Origin of the sequence: Terribacillus sp. AE2B 122, assembly GCF_902497585.1 — a bacterium.
In the GTDB taxonomy this organism is placed as follows: Bacteria; Bacillota; Bacilli; order Bacillales; family Amphibacillaceae; genus Terribacillus; species Terribacillus saccharophilus_A.
In genome coordinates, this window is the sequence record NZ_LR700942.1 from 470,977 (window position 1) to 490,993 (window position 20,017).

Sequence of the window (20,017 nt, forward strand, 5' to 3'; positions counted from 1 at the left end):
GGTATCCTGACGATTTTGTGTACTCAAGTAACGAGAAAAAAATCTTTTCTGGCTGCTTGGCATCGAGTGGCTGCCTGTTTGTTGGCAATCGTGCTGTCTTTTTTGATATTTGAGACAATTGGTTTCCATCCGATTAGTATAGGCATCTTGCTGCTTGTCTTCATTCCGATTACTGTCATGCTGCGAGTCTCGCCAGGAATCGTATCAAGTGCTGTTATCATTTTGCATTTATATAATTCTCACCATATCACGCTGGATTTGATAATTAATGAGATTATCCTTATAACTGTCGGGATAGGCGTGGCGCTCATAGTGAATTTATATATGCCAAGCTTGGATGCTACGATCCGACGTAAGCAGATTATTCTTGAACGGAATTTCACGAAGATCTTAGAAGAGGTTGCACTGTATCTTCGAGAAGGCGACCAGTCATGGTCAGGGGAAGAAATCACCCAGACGGAAAAAGTTCTGAAGGAAGCAAACCAGCTTGTCGGCAGGGATGTGGAGAATCATGTGCTCAGGTCAGAGCATCCGTATTATGATTACTTCGAGATGCGAACGAAGCAATTTGCAATATTGAAACGGATTCTGCCGCTTATCAGCAGACTTCCGGAGACTTCTTATTCGCAGTGCGAGCAGCTGGCTCATTTCTTTTCCGGCCTTGCCGATTCAGTGCATCCAGGTAATACGGCTGTACTGTTCCTGGAAGAACTCGAGTCGTTGCGACAGTCCTTCGATGAAGATCCACTTCCAAAGACAAGAGAGGAATTCGAAACGCGTGCCCATTTGTTACAGCTATTGTACGAAATGGAAAACTACCTGGAACTGAAACAATCGTTCAAAGAAAGCGATGTGCAACATAGAAATAGACAGAGGAAGCCACAATAAGAGCATTATCACCTTTAAGGAGATGTTCTTATGCGTACGCTGCTTGTAGCTTTCACTTGTCTGTCTATACTTTCTCCTTTATGGCCGTTTGGGGAGAATCCAGTGCCGGGAAGACCGCTTATCATCGTCAATAAAACGACAAATCAGCTCGCCTTTCTGGATGATGGTGAAGTTATCAAGATATATCCGGTTGCCACTGGAAAGACACCTGAAGCGACACCTGAAGGACTGTTTATGACATTGTTCAAAACAAAGTACCCTGCCTATACCCGTAAACAGATTGCAGGTGGTGACAAAGACAATCCGTTAGGAAGCAGATGGATCGGCTTCAACGCGAATAATACGCAAGGACGTACTTTCGGAATTCATGGAACGAACAGACCGGAGTCCATCGGCAGCCGAGTCTCAGCAGGTTGTATACGGATGCGGAACGAAGATGTCGAAGAATTGTTTGAACAAGTGCCCGTCGGGACGAAGGTAAGGATCATGACAGGCTGGAAGTCGTTTGAGGAAATTGGGATAGAAGATGGAGCTATTTTGTCTCCTAAAAGACAAAATAGCTCAGGGTAATTGCGAGTGTGGAGATAAGCATCGTGAATATCATTAAGTAAACCATAAATTTCATGGCAATATTTTGCTTAGATCTTTTTTTGTTATGCTTGGCCATTGAAGCGGACCCCCCTTATCTATTTATGTCCATTGTACAGGGAAGCAGGTAAGGGGACAAGGAGAAACCAATAAGTAGAATAGGAGTACATAATTATGATAAAAATGAATGAAGATCGTTTAGTCGAAGAGTTCTTCGAATTAGTACAAGTTGATTCAGAAACAGGAAATGAAAAAGAAATTGCTGAAGTGCTGAAAAGAAAGTTCACCGAACTAGGTGTGCAAGTAAAAGAAGATGACTCAATGGCGAAAACCGGCCATGGAGCAAATAATTTGATTTGTACATGGAAAGGAAATGTCGAGTCAGCTGAAACAATTTATTTCACTTCTCACATGGATACGGTGGTGCCTGGACAAGGAATTAAACCGCAGATCAAGGATGGATATATTACGAGCGACGGTACGACTATTCTCGGTGCGGATGATAAAGCGGGACTAGCCGCAATCCTTGAAACTATCAAGGTTTATAGGGAGCAGGAATTGCCGCATGGCACAGTGCAGTTCATTATCACAGCTGGTGAGGAATCCGGACTTGTCGGAAGCCGGGCACTAGATCCATCCTTGCTGACAGCTTCATTCGGGTATGCAATTGACAGCGATGGCCCGGTTGGTGACATTGTCGTGGCAGCTCCAACGCAAGCAAAGGTGCTGGCCAAGATTTATGGAAAGACTGCACATGCGGGTGTGGCACCTGAAAAGGGGATTTCTGCTATAACGTTAGCAGCAAGAGCAATTTCGAAGATGCCTCTTGGAAGAATTGATGAAGAAACGACTGCGAATATCGGTAGCTTTGCTGGTGGTAAACAGACAAATATAGTTTGTGATTACGTCGAAATACTAGCTGAAGCAAGATCCTTGGAAACAAGTAAGATGGAAGAACAAGTTCAGAAAATGAAACGTGCTTTTGAACAGACTGCCGAAGATATGGGCGGCCGTGCAGAAGTAGAAGTAAAAGTCATGTATCCAGGTTATAAGCAGGAAGCTGGCGACCAGGTCGTGGAGATCGCCCGCGCAGCAGCAAAAACAATCGGACGCGACAGTAAACTGACACAGAGTGGTGGAGGCAGTGACGCTAACGTAATTGCCGGTTTTGGCATTCCGACTGTTAACCTTTCTGTCGGCTACGAAGAGATTCATACAACCAACGAACGGATTCCGGTAGGAGAGCTCGTCAAGACAGCTGAATTGGTTGCAGCAATCATACGTGAAGTTGCAAACAACTGATAGGAGGCGCTAGCCTCCTATTTCTTTTGCAAACATGATATAATAAGAACGACAGTTCGCATTGAGAGGAGGGACAGCATGCAGCCAAAAGGAAGGGCTATTTTCCATGTGGATATGAATAGTTTTTATGCTTCGGTTGAGATGGCATATGATCCAACGCTCCGCGGAAAGCCGCTCGCAATCTGCGGTAACCCTGCCGAGCGGAAAGGTATCGTCGTAACAAGCAGCTATGAAGCGAGGAAAAAGGGTGTTCGAACGACAATGACGCTTTGGGAAGCGAGGCGCTTATGCCCGGAATTGCTCGTGCTGCGCCCGAACTTTGAACGGTACCGGAAAGCTTCCAGTGAGATGTTTAAAATCCTGCAGGAAGTGACGCCAGTTATTCAGCCGGTTTCCATAGATGAAGGATATATGGATGTTACGGATTATGCTCATCTGGGATCTTCCTTGGAAATTGCCCAAACAATACAGGACCGTATCTTGAAGGAGCTGGATTTACCTTGCAGCATCGGGATCGCTCCGAATAAATTTCTAGCCAAGATGGCCTCAGATATGAAAAAACCGCTGGGCATCACAATATTGCGAAAGCGGGATATTCCTGAATTACTGTGGCCGCTTCCGATTGAAGAAATGTACGGTGTCGGTGAAAAAACTGCAGAGAAAATGCGATCACTCGGTATTAAGACGATTGGTGACTTAGCTCATAAGGATATATACCAGTTAAAACGCATCTTCGGTATAAACGGGGAGAGACTGGCAAATCGAGCCAATGGTTTAGATGACAGACCGGTTGACCCAGAAGCGGTAAACAGTTTCAAAAGTATCGGAAGCTCGCAGACGCTTCCGCAGGATACAACCGATGATAAAGAATTGGATAAGCTACTCAGGGATTTATCTAGAAGTGTAGAGAAACGCATGCACCGGAAAGAAGCGATTGCAAAGGGTATACAGCTTATGATACGTTACCATGATCGTAAAACAATCACTCGAAGTATGAAGTTGCAGCATTTTATGGAATCAGCGAATGAAGTGTTCAACCATGCGCAATCCTTGCTGCAGAAGCATTGGAACGGAGAACCAATTCGTTTGTTAGGTGTCAGTGTTTTTGATGTGGCGGAGAAAAAGGACGTTGGCAAGCAACTTGATTTGTTCACATACGAAAAAGAAGCATCAAAAGAGGGCTTATATCAGGCCATCGATCAACTGACAGCTAAATTTGGGAAAAATCCTTTCCGAACTTTACATTCATCAGCTTCAGATAGTATAAGAACAAGCTTCCAAAAGGATTTTCTTGATGACTATAAAAAATAGCAGCGATTCTCATGAATCGCTGCTATTTTTTGGTATATCGAAGACACGCATATCTTCCGCCAGTTCTGTTTCAGGGAAAACGGATCGTGCTTGATCTGCTAGTATCTGTGCTTCGTCTTGGTGATATCGTGCTGAGATATGGGTTAAGATTAATTTTTTCACATTTGCATTGCTAGCTAGGCTTGCGGCTTGTAAAGCGGTAGAATGCCCATAAGCCTTTGCCATTTCTGGTTCATCTGCGGAAAAAGTTGACTCATGAACGAGAATATCAGCGCCTTCCACATTATCCTTAAGCTCAGGCAGATAGGTTGTGTCACCTAAAATAGCTATTTTTCTGCCTGGCTTGTCCGGGCCGACAACATCAGATCTTTTAATTTGCTGCCCATCAGGCAATTCAGTAATTTCCTGGTTTTTGATTTGACGATAAATCGGGCCGGGCGAGATCCCCATATGTCTGAGCTTCTCCACTTTAAGTTCCCCTTGTGCTGCTTTTTCTTCCACAATATATCCGAGGCAGGGGATGCCGTGAGAAAGCTTGATGGCATCGACTTTCCAGCCTTCATCTTCGAAAATTCGCCCTGGTTCAATCTCGTGGATGATAAGGGAGCTAGCCACATTACTGCCACTGACGCGCAAGGAGACTTCGATAAATTCCTTGATACCTAGCGGTCCGTAGATTTCCAGTTGCAGATCGGATTGCTGGAACGAGCGGGTCGATAACAAACCAGGCAATCCATATATATGATCCCCGTGCAAGTGAGTGATAAAGATTTTTTCAATTTTACCAGGCTTTAACGGTGAATAAAGCAGCTGATGCTGGGTTGCTTCGCCGCAATCAAACATCCAAACTGCTTGCCGCTCCTGCGGCATCGACAGACAGATGCTCGTTACATTTCGATCTTTTGATGGCAATCCTGCACCTGTACCTAAAAAATGTAGTTCCATAATAAAAAGCCTCCTGCAGTTACCAGCCCCGTTTATACATAACCGGCGCTTCCAATGTATAATTCAGCTGTTCGGCCGCTTCGAGCGGCCAATATGGGTTGCGCAGCATTGCGCGTGCGACAAAGACAAGGTCTGCACGTTCATTTTGCAATATTTCCTCAGCCATTTGTCCGTTTGTAATTAATCCGACAGCTGCAGTATCGACAAGAGCATGCTTTCGTATCCGTTCTGCATGAACCACTTGATAGCCAGGATACACAGTGGATGGACCTTCAGGGACGACTCCTCCTGTGCTGCAGTCGATCAAATCGACTCCTTGCCGTTTCATTTCAATGCTGAAGTAGATAAAGTCATTTATACCATTGCCGCCTTCTGCATATTCATCTGCAGAAATACGGACGAATAATGGACCATCCCAAACCTGCTTGACTGCATCGAGCACCTCTCGGAGAAAACGATACCGGTTTTCACGTGCTCCGCCATAGGTATCAATACGCTTGTTTGTCAGTGGAGAGAGAAACTGATTGATCAGATAACCGTGAGCAGCATGGATCTCAATTACATCGAATCCAGCTTCCTTTGTACGGATGGCAGCCTTACGATAAGCGTCGACCAATTCGTTTATCTTATCTTCTGTTAAAGCTTCCGGTGTGATGGATTCACCATCCCATGGCAAATTACTTGGTGCGACAATTGGATCTTCTGCTCTTGATTTTCTGCCGGCGTGACCAAGCTGGATACCGCTTTTGCTGCCATGAGCTTGAATTCTATCGCTGACGGCACGAAGTCCTTCTATATGAGCATCAGACCAGATGCCAAGGTCTTGATCGGATATTCTTCCTTCTGGTGTAACAGCCGTAGATTCCAAGAAAACAAGTCCAGCTTGCCCAATCGCCCTGCTTTCATAATGGGTGATGTGAAAAGGAGTGACTTTGCCATCTTTTTCTTCGACGCTGTACATACACATCGGGGAGACGACAATGCGATTTTTAAAGGTACGGTTTTTGTATGTGATAGGCTGAAATAATTTAGGTGTAGCCATTGTAGGACCTCCGATTGTTTGATTAACTAGTGATATAGCCCTTTTGCAATTCGAGTGCCCGATCTGGCACATCCGAGATGATAACATCACAATTCGCTTCAAGAGCACGCAGTATATAAACTGGCTGGTTGACTGTATATACCCGAATAGGCACCTGATGCTGCAAGCATTCCTGAATAAGTTTCTTATTCAGCAAGCGATATTTCGGGTGTAAGGCTTTCGCTCCTATCTCTTCCATCAAGGAGAAAAGCTGACGCGGCCGTCTTGATGTAAGGAAGCCTGTATCTATTTCGTTATCCAGTGCAGAAATACGACGAATAGTATCTGTGTTAAAGCTTGATATGGTCGTCCTATCTTTCATCCCATGGTAGGTGAGGCACTGTAAGACGATTTTCTCGATACCAGGGTACGGAAACTTATTTGTCTTCAGCTCCAGGTTGAGAAGCATAGGAGTCTTTTTGATCCATTGCAGAAACACATCCAATGAAATGATCTTCTCACCGGCATAGTCACGAGAGAACCAGGCACCGGCATCTGTTTGGCGCAGTTCTTCATATGTAAGATTTCGAACCAATCCACGTTTGTTCGTCGTGCGATTGATTGTTTCATCATGAATGATGACAGGTACTTGGTCTTTCGTCAGCTGCACATCGGTTTCGATGCCGTCAGCCTGCATCAGTTCCGCCAGCCGAAAAGCGGCCATCGTATTTTCTGGTGCATATTTGCTGGCACCGCGATGTGCAAAGATTTTGGTAGACATGGTTTCACCCCGAACTTGGACGTATAGTTGAATTGTGCGAGAAAAACTGGCAAAAGTCAATTTGAAAGGACGTGCATGTATGAAACAATGGCAATCGAAGGAAGAATTAGTTGCATTACTGGCAGAGCTTGTCGAAATCGAGAGTATTACAGGTTCTCCCGAAGAGATCCGTTTTCCGGAGCATGTTCATGCCCTTCTGGAACAAAAGCATTACTTCCAGCAGCATCCGAATCACTTGCAGCTTCATCCGTTGAAGGACGGCCGTCAGCTTTTAACGGCACTAGTAAAGAAATCTGACAAAAAAGATACTATCATCCTGCTCAGTCACTTTGATGTCGTTGGAACGGAGGACTTTGGCACGTTTCAGCATCTAGCTACTAAGGTGCATGATTTGACTGCGGCTTATTTGAATGATGAAGTAGAACTGCCAGCGTATATTAAAAACGAAATTCAGCAAGGTGAATGGCTTTTTGGCAGAGGGACGATGGATATGAAGGCTGGGCTGGCAATCCATCTTTCCATGTTAGAACGTGCAATGGATGATAGTTTTGACGGAAATATCCTATTGTTGACAGTACCGGATGAAGAGGTGAATTCTGCCGGTATGTTGCGAGCACTCGAAGTGCTCCAGCAGCTGCAATCCACTGAGGAGCTGGTATATAAATTATGCATGAACGGAGAACCCGTGTTCAGCAAATACCCAGGTGATACAGGTAATTATATGTATAGCGGTTCTATCGGCAAAGTACTCCCAGGATTCTTTTGCTATGGCAAGGAAACACATGTGGGTGAGCCCTTTGGCGGACTGAATGCTAACCTGATGATCAGTTATCTGTCACAGGAATTGGAGCTGCAGGAGTCCTTCATTGAAGAAGTGGACGGGGAAGTGACTCCGCCGCCGGTAAGCTTAATGCTGCGTGATCTGAAAGAGGCATATTCTGTGCAGACTCCTGTATCTGCTGTGACGATGTACAATGTGCTGTTTTTGGAACAATCCATTCAAGAGATAAATACGAAATTAAAGCAAGCAATGGAGAGAGCTGCTAGGAAGATAGAAAGACATTATCAGCAAAAAGCCAGTCTTTCTGCGGCAAAATCGAATACTTTTCAGCCAATAGCTTTCAAAATTAAGACTATGTTTTATGAGGAACTTTATGCGCATGCTGTTAAACGGTTTGGTAAGACAGAAGTGGAAAGAAGGCAAAACCGGCTCGTAACGACTCGGAAGGAAGGGGACCGTGATTTTTCGACTAAGCTTGTCAAAGAACTGGTGAGCATGTGTCATGATCTAGCTCCTGTTATTGTTCTTTTTTACAGCCCGCCATTTTATCCTGCCGTCTCATCTAAGAAGGATGCTTATATACAGAATTTGATTGCTGATATTCAATCTGATGCAAAAGTTAGGTTTTCTACAGAATTGACAGAAGTACAGTTTTTCCCTGGTCTATCTGATTCCAGCTTCATTGGAAAGCCAACTTCAGGAACGGCGATACAGGATCTGATATTGAATATGCCATTGCAGCAAAAAGGATTCACGCTGCCGGCTGACCTGATGAAAGGGTTGCAAATGCCAGTTTTGCATCTGGGACCTTACGGTAAAGATGCACATCAGTGGACAGAGCGTCTGGAAGTGAATTATAGTTTTGGCAAGCTGCCAGACTTGATGGAACGTGCCATTCGGTTTGCATTCCGTACATAATCATATTGAAAGATGGGTAAACAGAAAGAGGTACAGCATATGGAAGCAAACAAGAAAAGCCTATTGATTACCGGAGCTTCAAGTGGACTTGGAAGAGAACTTGCCGTTGAAGCAGCAGCAGCTGGCTATCAATTGCTGCTCGTAGCAAGATCTGAGGATAAGCTGAAGCAGATAGCAGATGAGCTTAATGAACGATTCCAGACGAATGTAACGTTATACAAGGCAGATCTGAATAACGCCAATGAATGGCAAACGGTCTTGCAGCAGATCGTTAGGGAAAATCAGCGTATTGATGTATTGATCAATAATGCGGGCGTCGGTTATTTCTGTCTTTTCACCGATACAGACCCAACACAAATAGAAACGACCATGCGAGTTAATTCCTTGGCAGCAATGGAAGCTTCAGCAGCAATACTTCCAGTTATGCTGAAGCAGGGTACAGGACATGTAATTATGATTGGTTCGATGGCTGGTAAAGTAGCCACGCCTAAAGCGGCAGTTTACGGCGCAAGTAAACACAGCATTATCGGCTTCAGTAATGGACTGCGCCAGGAGCTGAAGCCATACGGGGTTCATGTTACAACGGTAAATCTTGGACCGATGGACACAAACTTTTTTGACACAGCTGACCCGAGCGGACGATATCGTGAGGCGAGTGCTCGCTATATGCTGCAGCCTGATAAAGTGGCCCGTAAAATCATTTCTAGCATCGGGAAGAACAAGCGTGAAATCAACCTTCCTAGCTGGATGGGAATAGGCAGCAAGGTGTATCAGCTAATGCCGGGTCTGGCGGAAATACTGCTCGGCAAACAGTTCAATAAGAAATGAAGGAGGAAGAAAATATGAAATTGACGGTTACAGAAACAGCTCTAGAAAAAATACAAGCATTACAAGATGAGACTCATCGTTATCTGGTTTTATTTTACGATACAGTAGGAATCGGCTGTAAGGTGAATGGCATCCCGACAGTCCGTCTTGCAGAAGAACCGCGAGCGCATGATATCGATGTTGAGAGTGAAGCGATACCCGCATTGATAGACCAGCAGCAGGAAGTATTTTTTGCCGAGGAAGTGAAGCTCGATTTCAGTAATAATGTATTTCGTTTATCCAGTAAGGAAGGCTACTTGAACGCACTGATTCCGCAAACACACCTGACTCAAACGGATTTCATAGAGAAAAAAACAGAAGCTAGCAGGGGAGATTCCTGCTAGCTTCTAATTTGTATTATCGATGGCTGGTATAAGTGATTTGCCGAGTGAATTGCTGAAGCTTTTCGTACATTGCATCAGGCAGCCTTTCAGTAGGGAGTTTGGCATTCTGCTTTACCTGCTCCAAAGAACTTGCTCCCATAACAGCACTGGCCAAAGCGGGGTGCTGCAGCACATAACGTACAGTTAACGAGGTGACGGAAGTTTGTTCCTGCTCAGCCAGTACACTCAGTTTTTCACTGGCAGCCAGCAGTTCCTCGTAGGTGTGAGTCAGATAGCCATCTGCACCTTTTTGTTTTACCTTCTCGCTGGCTTTGTCACTCAGCATCCCTTTGGCAACACTGCCGCGTGCAAATACACTGATATTGTTATCTGTCAAATAATCGAGTACTTTCTCTTCTGGTCGTCTGTCCAGTAAGCTGTATTGCATCATAACACTGACGATATTCGAACGCTTCACATATTCACGGATGACATTCGGACGGATGGAGGAAATACCGTAATAACGGATCAGGCCTTCTTTTTTCAACGTTTCGAATGCATCGATCGTCTCGTCAATATTGTCGTCCATCGTTCCTCCGTGAAGCTGGTAGAGATCCAAGTAATCAGTTTGCAGTCTGCGGAGGCTTTCTTTAATCTGTGACACAATATATTCCTTACTCGCATCCCAATGCCATGACTCTCCTCCAGGATCTAGCCGGTTCCCGACTTTGCTGGCAAGAATGACTTTGTCTCTTCTGCCTTTGAATGCTTTTCCGACAATCTCTTCATTTTTACCTTGATCATATAAATCTGCTGTGTCGAAGTAATTGATACCTAGATCCTGTGCTTCGTGAAGCAGCCGGATTCCTTGCTGCTCGTCAGTACCGATACTCATTGTCCCAAAAGATATTTCAGAAACTTGAAGATCAGAAGTACCTACTCGTCTTTTCTGCATCGTAAGGTCCCACCTTTCTTTTTATCCTACGTGTTCAGTGTAAGCGTAAGCAGATCAGCAGACAACTTATGTGTCCCGGACAAGCTGTGGTAAGATGAAAGAAGCGATATAAAGGAGTGTACATAATGAAGAAATTTGAAGAAAAAACAATCGATACATCCTCCATTTATGAAGGTAAAGTTATCTCTTTAAGAGTAGATACTGTTTCTTTACCAGATGGAAAGACTTCTAAACGGGAACTAATCAAACATCCTGGTGCAGTAGCTATCATCCCGATAACAAAAGAAGGGAAAATAATTTTTGTTGAGCAATACCGAAAAGCACTGGAAAAATCGATAATTGAAATCCCGGCAGGCAAGCTTGAGCCTGGTGAAGAACCAGAAGTGACGGCTGTAAGGGAGCTTGAGGAAGAGACAGGCTATACAACTAAAAAATTGAAAAAGCTTGGATCATTCTATACATCTCCAGGCTTTGCAGATGAATTACTTCATGTATACGAAGCAGATGATATCGAACTCCTTACTCAAAAGGTAGTCGGTGATGAGGATGAATTTGTCGAGTTGATGGAACTGACTCTGGAAGAAGCGGAAGAGCTTGTAAAAGAAGAACGAATTCATGATGCGAAAACAATGTATGCCCTGCTTCATCTACGATTGAAACACGTTAACAAGTAACAGTTCTATCAGACAGGCTTCCGTCATAGATTCTAGTAACTAGACTAGAATACGGAGGCAGATAAGATGAAACAGCGGGAGTTTATTCTTTTTCATCATTTAAAGCAGCATGCTACAAGCTACTTGTTCATGCTTGTTTTATTTCTAATCGGAATCATATTCGGGGCGATTGTTGTTAACAGCATGAACTTTACGCAAAAGGAAGATTTGTTTTATTATCTGGAACGGTTTTTTGCACAGCTTCAGCAAGGACAGGTGATCAGCAAGCAGGAGATTCTCCAATCAAGTTTTCTTGCTCACCTCAAGTTTCTGCTCTTTCTGTATGTGCTCGGACTTTCTATCATCGGCATACCGATCATCTGGATGCTGCTGTTCAGCAAAGGGCTCATGATGGGGTTCAGTGTTGGATTCCTTGTCAATCAGCTCGGCTGGAAAGGCCTTACGCTTGCAGCAGCAGCTGTTGCTCCGCAGAATCTAGTCGTCATCCCGCTATATCTTATTGCTGGCACTAGCGCGATGCTGTTTTCTGTTACACTTTTGCGTAAGCTTATCGCCAAGCGATCTCCATTATCATTAAGGCGATACTTTTTCCAATACAGTACCATTTTTCTGGTGCTTATTGCAGGTTCGGCTGCTGCGTCTATCATTGAAACTTTTCTTGCGAATCCGCTTCTGTCAATGCTTGTAAATGATTTGATGTGAGATAATCTATTAAGAATGATTATAATTAGCTGTTTATAATAATTATAATTTGACACCTTTTTCGCAATCAGTATATAATAAGTGTGGGATTACGAGGGAGGAATTCACTTGGAACACCGCATTGAACGCATAAAGAAGCAATTACATGCGCAGAGCTACAAGCTGACACCGCAGCGGGAAGCAACGGTACGTGTGCTGCTGGAGCGAGAAGAGGACCATTTAAGCGCTGAAGACGTCTACCTCCTCGTAAAGGAAAAAGCACCGGAAATCGGTTTGGCTACTGTATACCGTACACTGGAATTATTATCAGAATTGAAAATTGTTGATAAAATAAACTTCGGGGACGGCGTTTCCCGCTATGACCTTCGCAAAGAAGGGGCAACGCACTTCCATCACCACCTTGTCTGCATGGAATGCGGATCCGTCGAGGAAATTGATGAAGACCTTCTAGAGGACGTCGAGAAGATCGTCCAAAGTGACTGGGGATTCAAGGTAAAGGATCACCGCCTTACATTCCATGGTATCTGCCGTGTCTGTCAGGCTAGTGAGAAGGAAGAAGAGCTCGAAGCAGCCACTGTGCAAGTGAACCGAACATCATAAGCAGATAAAGCCTTTCCAAGTAGATGGAAAAGGCTTTCTTTCGTTTCACTAACCAATTTACAAAACAAGAGGAATGAGGTAACGTTATCCTGTACGTATAAATTCCGCCTTCTTTGGCATAGTCTGTTACAAAGACAAGCCAGAGAAAGGGGACGTATACATGAAGCGATTCATCTTCGACACCTGTAAACTTCTGCTCGTATTTGTAGCTTGCTCCACATTCTTCTATTTTGGATTACGGTTCATCCATAGTGAATATGAGAGCTATCACCGCTATGACCCTCCAGAGGGAAATGCAGTGAAAGTTGCAGCAATGGAGCAGGAAAGTCTAGTGGATAGGATGACGTTATTCTTCCGGTTAGGAGAGTAGGATACATGCAGGAAGCACTGGATGACTTTATCCATTATTTGCAGATCGAACGGGGTCTTTCGGAGAACACACTGCAATCCTACGCCCGAGATCTGCGTACATATGCAAGATATCTTCAGGAAAATGAAGTGCAAGAGTGGGCACACGTGACTCGAGCCAAACTGACTGCCTATTTGCGCTGGCTGCATGATGATGGGAAATCAGCTGCGACGATAGCACGGACATTATCCAGCATCAGACTCTTCCATCAGTTTTTGCTGCGCGAATACGGACTAAAGGAAGATCCGAGCATACATATCGATACACCTAAGAAAGAACGCAAGCTGCCGAAGATCCTTTCTTCTGATGAAGTGGACAAGCTGCTCACATGTCCAGGAACTGATACATTGACGATTCGGAATCGCGCGATGCTGGAAACACTATACGCAACAGGTTTGCGTGTTTCTGAGCTCTTGGCATTGGAACTGGATGATCTTCATCTGGAAATGGGCTTTGTCCGCTGTTTCGGGAAAGGATCGAAGGAACGGATCGTTCCGCTAGGAGATATGGCAAAGGCGAGGCTGGAGGAATATTTGAACCGGTCCCGTAAGGTCTTGCTAAAATCCAAAGCAAGCGACATTCTGTTTGTGAATCATCATGGAAATCCTTTATCTCGACAAGGATTCTGGAAGGTGTTGAAACAGATAGCTCGGGATGCCGGGATTCAGAAAGAAATCACCCCTCACACACTGCGTCATTCATTTGCAACGCATTTGTTGGAGAATGGGGCTGATTTGCGTGCTGTTCAGGAAATGCTCGGTCACGCAGATATTAGTACGACACAGATTTACACGCATGTGACGAAAACAAGACTGAAGGATATTTATAAAACACATCATCCTCGGGCTTAAAGATTTAAATTAGGAGGCTTTCACTTGGATTTCAAACGCGTATTTCTTATAGTAATGGATTCTGTCGGTATTGGAGAAGCACCGGATGCAGAAACTTTCGGTGATAAAGGAGCAGATACACTCGGTCACATCGCTTCTCACCGCGGCGGTTTGCAAATGCCTAATATGGCGGCACTTGGCCTTGGTAACATCCGAGAAGTAGAAGGTATACAGGCTGCCAAACAGCCAAAAGCGTTTTACACAAAAATGGAGGAAGCATCTAATGGCAAAGATACAATGACTGGGCACTGGGAAATCATGGGCCTGCGTATCGATCAGCCTTTCCGCACGTTCCCGGATGGTTTTCCAGATGCATTGCTTGATGAACTGAAGCAGCGGACTGGACGAGGTATTATCGGTAATAAACCAGCTTCCGGTACAGAGATCCTGGATGAACTCGGAGAACAGCATATGAAAACTGGAGATATGATTGTTTATACATCTGCAGATTCTGTTTTACAAATTGCTGCCCATGAAGATATCATCCCGCTTGATGAGCTGTACAAAATTTGTGAAATCGCACGTGAGATGACATTGGATGATCCTTATATGGTAGGACGTATCATCGCTCGTCCATTCGTTGGTAAACCAGGTGCTTTTGAACGTACTTCGAACCGCCATGACTATGCATTGAAGCCTTTCGGCAGAACGACCATGAATAGCTTGCAGGATGCGAACTTTGATGTCATCGCTCTAGGAAAGATTTCCGATATTTACGATGGTGAAGGTGTGACAAAGTCTGTTCGTACGAAGGACAATGACGATGGTATGACGAAGATTGTAGAAAGTATGGATGATGATTTTACGGGCATCAGCTTCCTTAACTTGGTCGATTTTGATGCGAAATACGGTCATCGCCGCGATCCGGAGGGCTATGCACAGGCGCTGGAGGATTATGATAAACGGCTTCCAGAAGTACTTGATAAACTGAAAGAAGACGATTTGCTTATTATTACAGCTGATCATGGTAATGACCCTGTTGCGCCTGGGACAGACCATACACGTGAATATGTGCCATTGATTGTTTACCATACTGGTACCGATCAAGGAGAGGAACTGGAATTGCGCAATACATTTGCAGATATCGCTGCGACGATTGCAGATAACTTCGGTATCGAAATGCCAGAGCACGGAACAAGCTTTTTACAAGCGTTGAAGAAGAAGGGGAAATGAACATGCAGGCAGAAGCAATCAAACAGGCAGCAGATTATATAAAAGAGAAACTGACTAGCACACCAAAGATTGGCCTAATTTTAGGATCTGGACTTGGAGTACTGGCTGATGAGATTACAGAAACAACAGTCGTACCTTATGGAGATATTCCGGGCTTCCCAGTTTCGACAGTCAGCGGACATAAAGGCCAGCTTGTCATCGGAAAGCTGGAAGGACAAGATGTAATAGCTATGCAAGGCCGGTTCCATTTCTATGAAGGATATCCGATGGATCTCGTGACTTTACCTGTCCGTGTAATGAAATCTTTAGGTGTTCAATCATTGATTGTTACGAATGCAGCAGGTGGAATTAACGAAAGCTTCGAACCAGGCGACTTGATGCTGATCACAGATCATATCAACAATATGGGTACAAATCCGCTTATCGGACCAAATGATGAAGAGCTGGGAGCGCGTTTCCCGGACATGTCTTCTGTCTACAGCAAAGAGCTTCTAGGCTATGCGCGTGAAGTGGCCGCTAGAATCGGACTTGGAGTGAAGGAAGGCGTTTATGTCGGTAATACAGGTCCATCTTATGAAACAGGTGCTGAAGTGCGGATGCTTCGAGTTTGGGGCGGAGATGCAGTCGGTATGTCTACAGTTCCGGAAGTGATCGTTGCCAGTCATGCCAAAATGGAAGTTCTGGGTATTTCTTGTATCTCCAATATGGCAGCTGGTATCCTTGACCAGCCGCTTACGCATGATGAAGTGATGGAGACAACGGGTCAAGTTAGGGAAGATTTCCTGCGTTTCGTAAAAGAAATTGTTAAGCAGCTTCCAATAAAATAAAGCAGGTGAACGAATATGAGAATGGTTGATTTAATTACAAAAAAAAGAGATGGCGGTACGCTCTCCAAAGAAGAGGTAGCCTTTTTCGTCCATGGTTATACAAAAGGGGATATCCCTGATTATCAGGCTTCTGCCTTCTTAATGACAGTCTATTTCAATGGCATGACAGAAGAAGAAACAGCTTGGCTGACAGAAGAGATGGCCAACTCTGGCGAAACATTTGATCTTAGCAGCATCGAAGGTAAAAAAGTCGATAAACATAGCACTGGCGGTGTAGGAGATAAAATCACTTTGATTACAGGACCGCTTGTCGCTGCTATCGGAATTCCAGTTGCGAAGATGTCTGGCCGCGGTCTTGGTCACACTGGCGGAACATTGGATAAACTTGAATCCTTCAAGGGCTTCTCCATTGATTTGAGCCGCGAGCAATTCATGGGATTGGTGAATGAAAATAAACTTGCAGTAGCTGGTCAGACCGGTAACCTGGCACCAGCAGATAAAAAGCTATATGCGCTGCGTGATGTTACAGGTACGGTTAACACAATTCCACTCATCGCAAGCTCTATCATGAGCAAAAAACTGGCGTCTGGTGCGGAAGCGATCGTACTTGACGTGAAAACAGGTTCTGGTGCTTTCATGAAATCATTGGATGAGTCCAAGAAATTGGCAGAAACAATGGTTGAAATCGGAAAGAATCTCGGCCGTCAGACGGTTGCTGTCATCACGGACATGAACCAGCCGCTGGGATTTGAGGTTGGAAATAGCAACGAAGTGAAAGAAGCAATCCAAGTCTTAAGTGGTGAGAAGATAACAGATTTACGTGAAATTTCCGTTGAATTGGCAGCTCATATGGCACTTTTAGCAGATAAGTTCTCAAGCTACGAGGAAGCCCGTGCGCATCTGGAAGCATGCTTGGATAACGGAACTGCATTGGCAGCTTTCCGTACGTTCATCGGCGCTCAGGGCGGCGATACGGCGCTTGTCGATAACCCGGAACTATTACCACAAGCGGATTATCATATTGAAGTAAAAGCACCTGTTGCTGGCTTCGTTCACAGCATTGATGCGGAAGGAATTGGAACGGCAGCTATGTATTTAGGTGCAGGTCGTGCGACAAAAGATGATGACATCGATCATGCTGTTGGTATCACCTTGAAGAAAAAGCAGGGAGATGCTGTAGAACAAGGCGAAACAATTGCGATTTTGCACGCACGTGATGCACAAGCTGTGGATTCCGTGACTAAAGTTTTAGCTTCATATACAATCGATACAGCTCAGCCTAAAAAAATGGAACTGATATACGACGTCATTTCCTAATGTTAAGCAGTCCTTTTTAAGGGCTGCTTTTTTTTGTGTGCAAAATATTAATAAATCATTTCATTTGGGAGATTCTAACTGTATTACCGTAAACGGAGGAACCTTAAATGAAAAAAATGAGTCTATTAAGTTTGCTGATCGCTTTCGTTATTAGTCTTATGGCACTCCCGCCACAGACTTTTGCTGCGAAACAAGAAGAAAAGACAGCTAAATCAACTATTTTAATCGAACGTGATACCGGTCGTGTCCTGGCAGGAGAGAATATGGAGGAGCAGCTTCCGCCAGCCAGTATGACAAAAATCATGACGATGCTACTCATTATGGAAGAAATCGAAGCTGGTAAGCTGCGATATGATGAAAAAGTCAGAGCAAGTGAGTATGCAGCAAGCATGGGCGGATCACAAATCTTCCTTGAACCTGGAGAAGAAATGACAGTGAAAGATCTCCTTAAAGGTGTCGCTGTTGCATCAGGTAACGATGCTAGTGTAGCACTGGCTGAGAAGATTGCAGGTACCGAAGATGGATTCGTCCAAAAAATGAACGAGAAAGCAAGAGAACTCGGCCTGACTCATACAAAGTTCCAAAATGTTACCGGCCTTCCTGCTAAAGATCATTATTCGACGGCTAAAGATATGGCGATGATGGCCAGAGCATTGCTTGAGCATGAAGAAATCACTGAATTTACAAGTATTTATGAAGATTATCTGCGCAAGGACACCGACGATCCATTCTGGCTTGTCAATACGAATAAGCTAGTAAAGTTTTATCCTGGTGTTGATGGCTTGAAAACCGGATTTACGAAAGAAGCAAGATATTGCCTCACGGCTACTGCCAAGAAAGATGGAATGCGGGTTATAGCAGTCGTAATGGGCGCTGAGACACCTAAGCAGCGGAATAATGAAGTTTCCCAGCTGCTCGATTATGGTTTCAACCAGTATACGATAAAGCAGCTTTATAAACAGGACCAGACCGTGGCCAAGCTTGATATGCTGAAGGCTCGCAATAAAGATGTACCAGTAGTGACTAGCACACCAGTGTCGCTGCTTGTCAAAAAAGGGGAAAAGCTTGGGGAATTGTCGACGGAAATCGTCTATAAACCAGAGCTCTCCCTTCCGCTAAAAGCAGGGGAACAAGTAGGTGTGCTTGAAGTGAAAGCCGATGGTAAACATGTTTCTTCAACGCCGCTCATCATGAAAGAAGACGTTCCAAAAGCAAGCTATTGGCTGCTGATCAAACGCAGCTTTGACGATGTGGTGAAATTTCGCTGATTCTGACTAAGACGTGCGAGTTTTTTCTATTTTTGTCACTCGAAAGGTATTCGCCTTTTTCTGCAGAAATCTATAAGCAGATAAGGGAGGAGAAAATCTATGGGGTTGACAGTTGATTATGAATTGAAGGAAACCATTTTGCTGGCACGTCTGAACGGGGAGCTCGATCATCATACAGCGAGCGATTTAAAAGAAAGCTGGCAGCTTGCCCTGCAGCAGCCTGGCATCAAACATATGGTTCTGAATCTGGAATCTCTTTCATTTATGGATAGCTCTGGACTAGGTGTCATTCTTGGCAGATATAAAGAACTAAAAGCAGAAGGAAGGGAAATGGTCGTCTGCAGTCTTACACCGGCTGTAGACAGACTGTTCCAGTTATCCGGACTATTCAAGATTATCCGATTTGAAGAAAATGAGCGCTATGCGCTGGAAACTTTCGGGGTGGTATTATCATGAACACGAATATGATGCGGTTTTCCTTTTCGAGTCAAAGCAGGAATGAAGCTTTTGCCCGTGTAACAGTTGCATCCTTCGTCTCACAGCTGGACCCGACAATGGACGAGCTAACCGAAATCAAAACAGTCGTTTCTGAAGCAGTAACCAATTCCATTATCCATGGTTACAATTCAGATCCAGACCAGATGATCACAATTATTTGTGCACTGTCTGATGATGAAGTGGAATTGATCATTCAGGATGAAGGTGTTGGCATTCCAGATGTAGAGGAAGCAATGGAGCCTCTTTACACATCAAAGCCTGATTTGGAACGGTCCGGCATGGGTTTTACGATCATGGAGAATTTCATGGATCATGTATATGTGCATTCAAGGGAAGGCGAAGGCACAACAGTGACGATGAATAAGCAGTTCAATCGAAGCAAAGCCATGAGTCAGTAGGTGGGAAATATGGATGTATATTTGAAACAGCAGAAGGCAAAAGAACAATTGACCGATAAGCAAGTGAAAACATACATCCAGTTAAGTCAGAATGGTGATAAAGAAGCAAGGGACATCCTTGTCGAAAGAAATGTACGGCTCGTCTGGTCTGTCGTCCAGCGTTTCATTAATCGCGGTTATGATCCTGATGATCTGTTCCAGATTGGATGTATTGGGTTGATTAAGTCAATTGATAAATTTGATTTGTCATATGACGTCCGCTTTTCCACATATGCGGTACCGATGATCATCGGGGAGATTCAACGTTTTATCCGCGACGATGGCAGTCTGAAGGTCAGTCGCTCACTTAAAGAAACAGCCAATAAAGTAAGAAAGAAAAAAGAAGAATTAACAAAAGAACTCAATCGAGTGCCGACAATTCAGGAAATTGCCAAGGAGCTGGAGCTGTCACCGGAGGATATTGTCCACGCGGAAGAGGCTGCCAAGCTGCCTCATTCAATCCATGAGACAGTTTTCGAAAATGATGGAGATCCGATCACTTTATTGGACCAGATTGCCGAACAGGACGATAACTGGTTCGA

Annotated in this window: 24 protein-coding genes; 19 read left to right on the forward strand and 5 right to left on the reverse strand. The window is 44.4% G+C overall.

Annotation, left to right across the window (positions count from 1 at the left end):
- Nucleotides 1-888 (forward strand): aromatic acid exporter family protein (locus tag AE2B122_RS02420; RefSeq protein ID WP_254593393.1); only part of this gene is annotated, 888 nt, incomplete at its 5' end.
- 30 nt (nucleotides 889-918) lie between these two features.
- Complete coding sequence (locus AE2B122_RS02425) at nucleotides 919-1,458, forward strand: L,D-transpeptidase (RefSeq protein WP_095217982.1); 540 nt, start codon at nucleotides 919-921, stop codon at nucleotides 1,456-1,458.
- Here AE2B122_RS02425 and prli42 read toward each other — a convergent pair.
- Nucleotides 1,433-1,555, reverse strand: a complete 123-nt coding sequence (gene prli42 / locus AE2B122_RS19455; protein ID WP_170937522.1) for a stressosome-associated protein Prli42 — start codon at nucleotides 1,553-1,555, stop codon at nucleotides 1,433-1,435. The genes AE2B122_RS02425 and prli42 overlap by 26 nt on opposite strands.
- Nucleotides 1,556-1,650: 95 nt before the next feature.
- Here prli42 and AE2B122_RS02435 point away from each other — a divergent pair, with 95 nt between their 5' ends.
- Together AE2B122_RS02435 and AE2B122_RS02440 are read left to right on the forward strand one after the other, a co-directional pair.
- On the forward strand, nucleotides 1,651-2,778 hold the full coding sequence (locus AE2B122_RS02435) for a M20/M25/M40 family metallo-hydrolase (protein WP_175072994.1): 1,128 nt from the start codon (nucleotides 1,651-1,653) through the stop codon (nucleotides 2,776-2,778).
- Nucleotides 2,779-2,856: 78 nt separating this feature from the next.
- Nucleotides 2,857-4,089, forward strand: a complete 1,233-nt coding sequence (locus AE2B122_RS02440) for a DNA polymerase IV (protein ID WP_095268760.1) — start codon at nucleotides 2,857-2,859, stop codon at nucleotides 4,087-4,089.
- A gap of 9 nt (nucleotides 4,090-4,098) precedes the next feature.
- On the opposite strand, the gene rnz is transcribed toward AE2B122_RS02440, so the two are convergent.
- From rnz to AE2B122_RS02455, 3 genes are read right to left on the reverse strand one after another with little or no spacing between them, the layout of a single operon-like run.
- Nucleotides 4,099-5,034 (reverse strand): ribonuclease Z, encoded by a 936-nt coding sequence (rnz, locus tag AE2B122_RS02445; RefSeq protein ID WP_175072995.1) that lies wholly within the window; start codon nucleotides 5,032-5,034, stop codon nucleotides 4,099-4,101.
- Nucleotides 5,035-5,053: 19 nt separating this feature from the next.
- Entirely contained in the window at nucleotides 5,054-6,076 is a 1,023-nt protein-coding gene (gene namA, locus AE2B122_RS02450) for an NADPH dehydrogenase NamA (protein WP_175072996.1), read from the reverse strand.
- 22 nt (nucleotides 6,077-6,098) lie between these two features.
- Nucleotides 6,099-6,836, reverse strand: coding sequence for a glycerophosphodiester phosphodiesterase (locus AE2B122_RS02455; protein WP_175072997.1), 738 nt, complete (start codon nucleotides 6,834-6,836; stop codon nucleotides 6,099-6,101).
- 79 nt (nucleotides 6,837-6,915) lie between these two features.
- Here AE2B122_RS02455 and AE2B122_RS02460 point away from each other — a divergent pair, with 79 nt between their 5' ends.
- Genes AE2B122_RS02460 through AE2B122_RS02470 form a run of 3 tightly spaced genes read left to right on the forward strand, consistent with a single transcriptional unit; the run spans nucleotide 6,916 to nucleotide 9,746 of the window.
- On the forward strand, nucleotides 6,916-8,535 hold the full coding sequence (locus tag AE2B122_RS02460; RefSeq protein WP_175072998.1) for a M20/M25/M40 family metallo-hydrolase: 1,620 nt from the start codon (nucleotides 6,916-6,918) through the stop codon (nucleotides 8,533-8,535).
- 39 nt (nucleotides 8,536-8,574) lie between these two features.
- Nucleotides 8,575-9,363, forward strand: coding sequence for an SDR family oxidoreductase (locus tag AE2B122_RS02465; RefSeq protein WP_175072999.1), 789 nt, complete (start codon nucleotides 8,575-8,577; stop codon nucleotides 9,361-9,363).
- Between the two features lie 14 nt (nucleotides 9,364-9,377).
- On the forward strand, nucleotides 9,378-9,746 hold the full coding sequence (locus AE2B122_RS02470) for an iron-sulfur cluster biosynthesis family protein (protein ID WP_175073000.1): 369 nt from the start codon (nucleotides 9,378-9,380) through the stop codon (nucleotides 9,744-9,746).
- Nucleotides 9,747-9,759: 13 nt separating this feature from the next.
- On the opposite strand, the gene AE2B122_RS02475 is transcribed toward AE2B122_RS02470, so the two are convergent.
- Entirely contained in the window at nucleotides 9,760-10,680 is a 921-nt protein-coding gene (locus tag AE2B122_RS02475; RefSeq protein WP_175073001.1) for an aldo/keto reductase, read from the reverse strand.
- Between the two features lie 125 nt (nucleotides 10,681-10,805).
- Here AE2B122_RS02475 and AE2B122_RS02480 point away from each other — a divergent pair, with 125 nt between their 5' ends.
- The 12 genes from AE2B122_RS02480 to AE2B122_RS02535 form a co-directional block, all read left to right on the forward strand.
- The gene (locus tag AE2B122_RS02480) at nucleotides 10,806-11,354 is read left to right on the forward strand and encodes an NUDIX domain-containing protein (protein ID WP_095217972.1); all 549 of its coding nucleotides are present in this window, start codon (nucleotides 10,806-10,808) and stop codon (nucleotides 11,352-11,354) included.
- Nucleotides 11,355-11,420: 66 nt separating this feature from the next.
- Complete coding sequence (spoIIM, locus tag AE2B122_RS02485; protein WP_175073002.1) at nucleotides 11,421-12,056, forward strand: stage II sporulation protein M; 636 nt, start codon at nucleotides 11,421-11,423, stop codon at nucleotides 12,054-12,056.
- Nucleotides 12,057-12,164: 108 nt separating this feature from the next.
- On the forward strand, nucleotides 12,165-12,656 hold the full coding sequence (locus AE2B122_RS02490; protein ID WP_051748136.1) for a Fur family transcriptional regulator: 492 nt from the start codon (nucleotides 12,165-12,167) through the stop codon (nucleotides 12,654-12,656).
- 160 nt (nucleotides 12,657-12,816) lie between these two features.
- Nucleotides 12,817-13,026: a DUF4227 family protein gene (locus AE2B122_RS02495; protein ID WP_038561065.1), complete on the forward strand. Its 210-nt coding sequence runs from the start codon at nucleotides 12,817-12,819 to the stop codon at nucleotides 13,024-13,026.
- A 5-nt stretch (nucleotides 13,027-13,031) separates the two neighbouring features.
- Nucleotides 13,032-13,916, forward strand: a complete 885-nt coding sequence (gene xerD, locus AE2B122_RS02500; protein ID WP_175073003.1) for a site-specific tyrosine recombinase XerD — start codon at nucleotides 13,032-13,034, stop codon at nucleotides 13,914-13,916.
- A 24-nt stretch (nucleotides 13,917-13,940) separates the two neighbouring features.
- Nucleotides 13,941-15,128: a phosphopentomutase gene (gene deoB, locus AE2B122_RS02505; RefSeq protein WP_175073004.1), complete on the forward strand. Its 1,188-nt coding sequence runs from the start codon at nucleotides 13,941-13,943 to the stop codon at nucleotides 15,126-15,128.
- A gap of 2 nt (nucleotides 15,129-15,130) precedes the next feature.
- Nucleotides 15,131-15,955 (forward strand): purine-nucleoside phosphorylase, encoded by an 825-nt coding sequence (locus tag AE2B122_RS02510; RefSeq protein WP_175073005.1) that lies wholly within the window; start codon nucleotides 15,131-15,133, stop codon nucleotides 15,953-15,955.
- Nucleotides 15,956-15,970: 15 nt separating this feature from the next.
- Nucleotides 15,971-17,272 (forward strand): pyrimidine-nucleoside phosphorylase, encoded by a 1,302-nt coding sequence (locus tag AE2B122_RS02515; RefSeq protein WP_175073006.1) that lies wholly within the window; start codon nucleotides 15,971-15,973, stop codon nucleotides 17,270-17,272.
- 107 nt (nucleotides 17,273-17,379) lie between these two features.
- A complete protein-coding gene (locus AE2B122_RS02520) occupies nucleotides 17,380-18,540 on the forward strand; it encodes a D-alanyl-D-alanine carboxypeptidase family protein (protein ID WP_095217967.1) in 1,161 nt (386 codons plus the stop codon).
- Between the two features lie 99 nt (nucleotides 18,541-18,639).
- Nucleotides 18,640-18,996 carry an anti-sigma F factor antagonist gene (gene spoIIAA, locus AE2B122_RS02525; protein WP_095217966.1) on the forward strand — a complete coding sequence of 119 codons (357 nt, stop codon included), beginning with the start codon at nucleotides 18,640-18,642 and terminating at the stop codon, nucleotides 18,994-18,996.
- Nucleotides 18,993-19,436, forward strand: coding sequence for an anti-sigma F factor (gene spoIIAB, locus AE2B122_RS02530; protein ID WP_095217965.1), 444 nt, complete (start codon nucleotides 18,993-18,995; stop codon nucleotides 19,434-19,436). Before spoIIAA ends, spoIIAB begins: the two co-directional genes overlap by 4 nt.
- Before the next feature lie 9 nt (nucleotides 19,437-19,445).
- The coding region (locus AE2B122_RS02535) for a sigma-70 family RNA polymerase sigma factor (RefSeq protein ID WP_254593394.1) at nucleotides 19,446-20,017 on the forward strand (572 nt) is incomplete at its 3' end.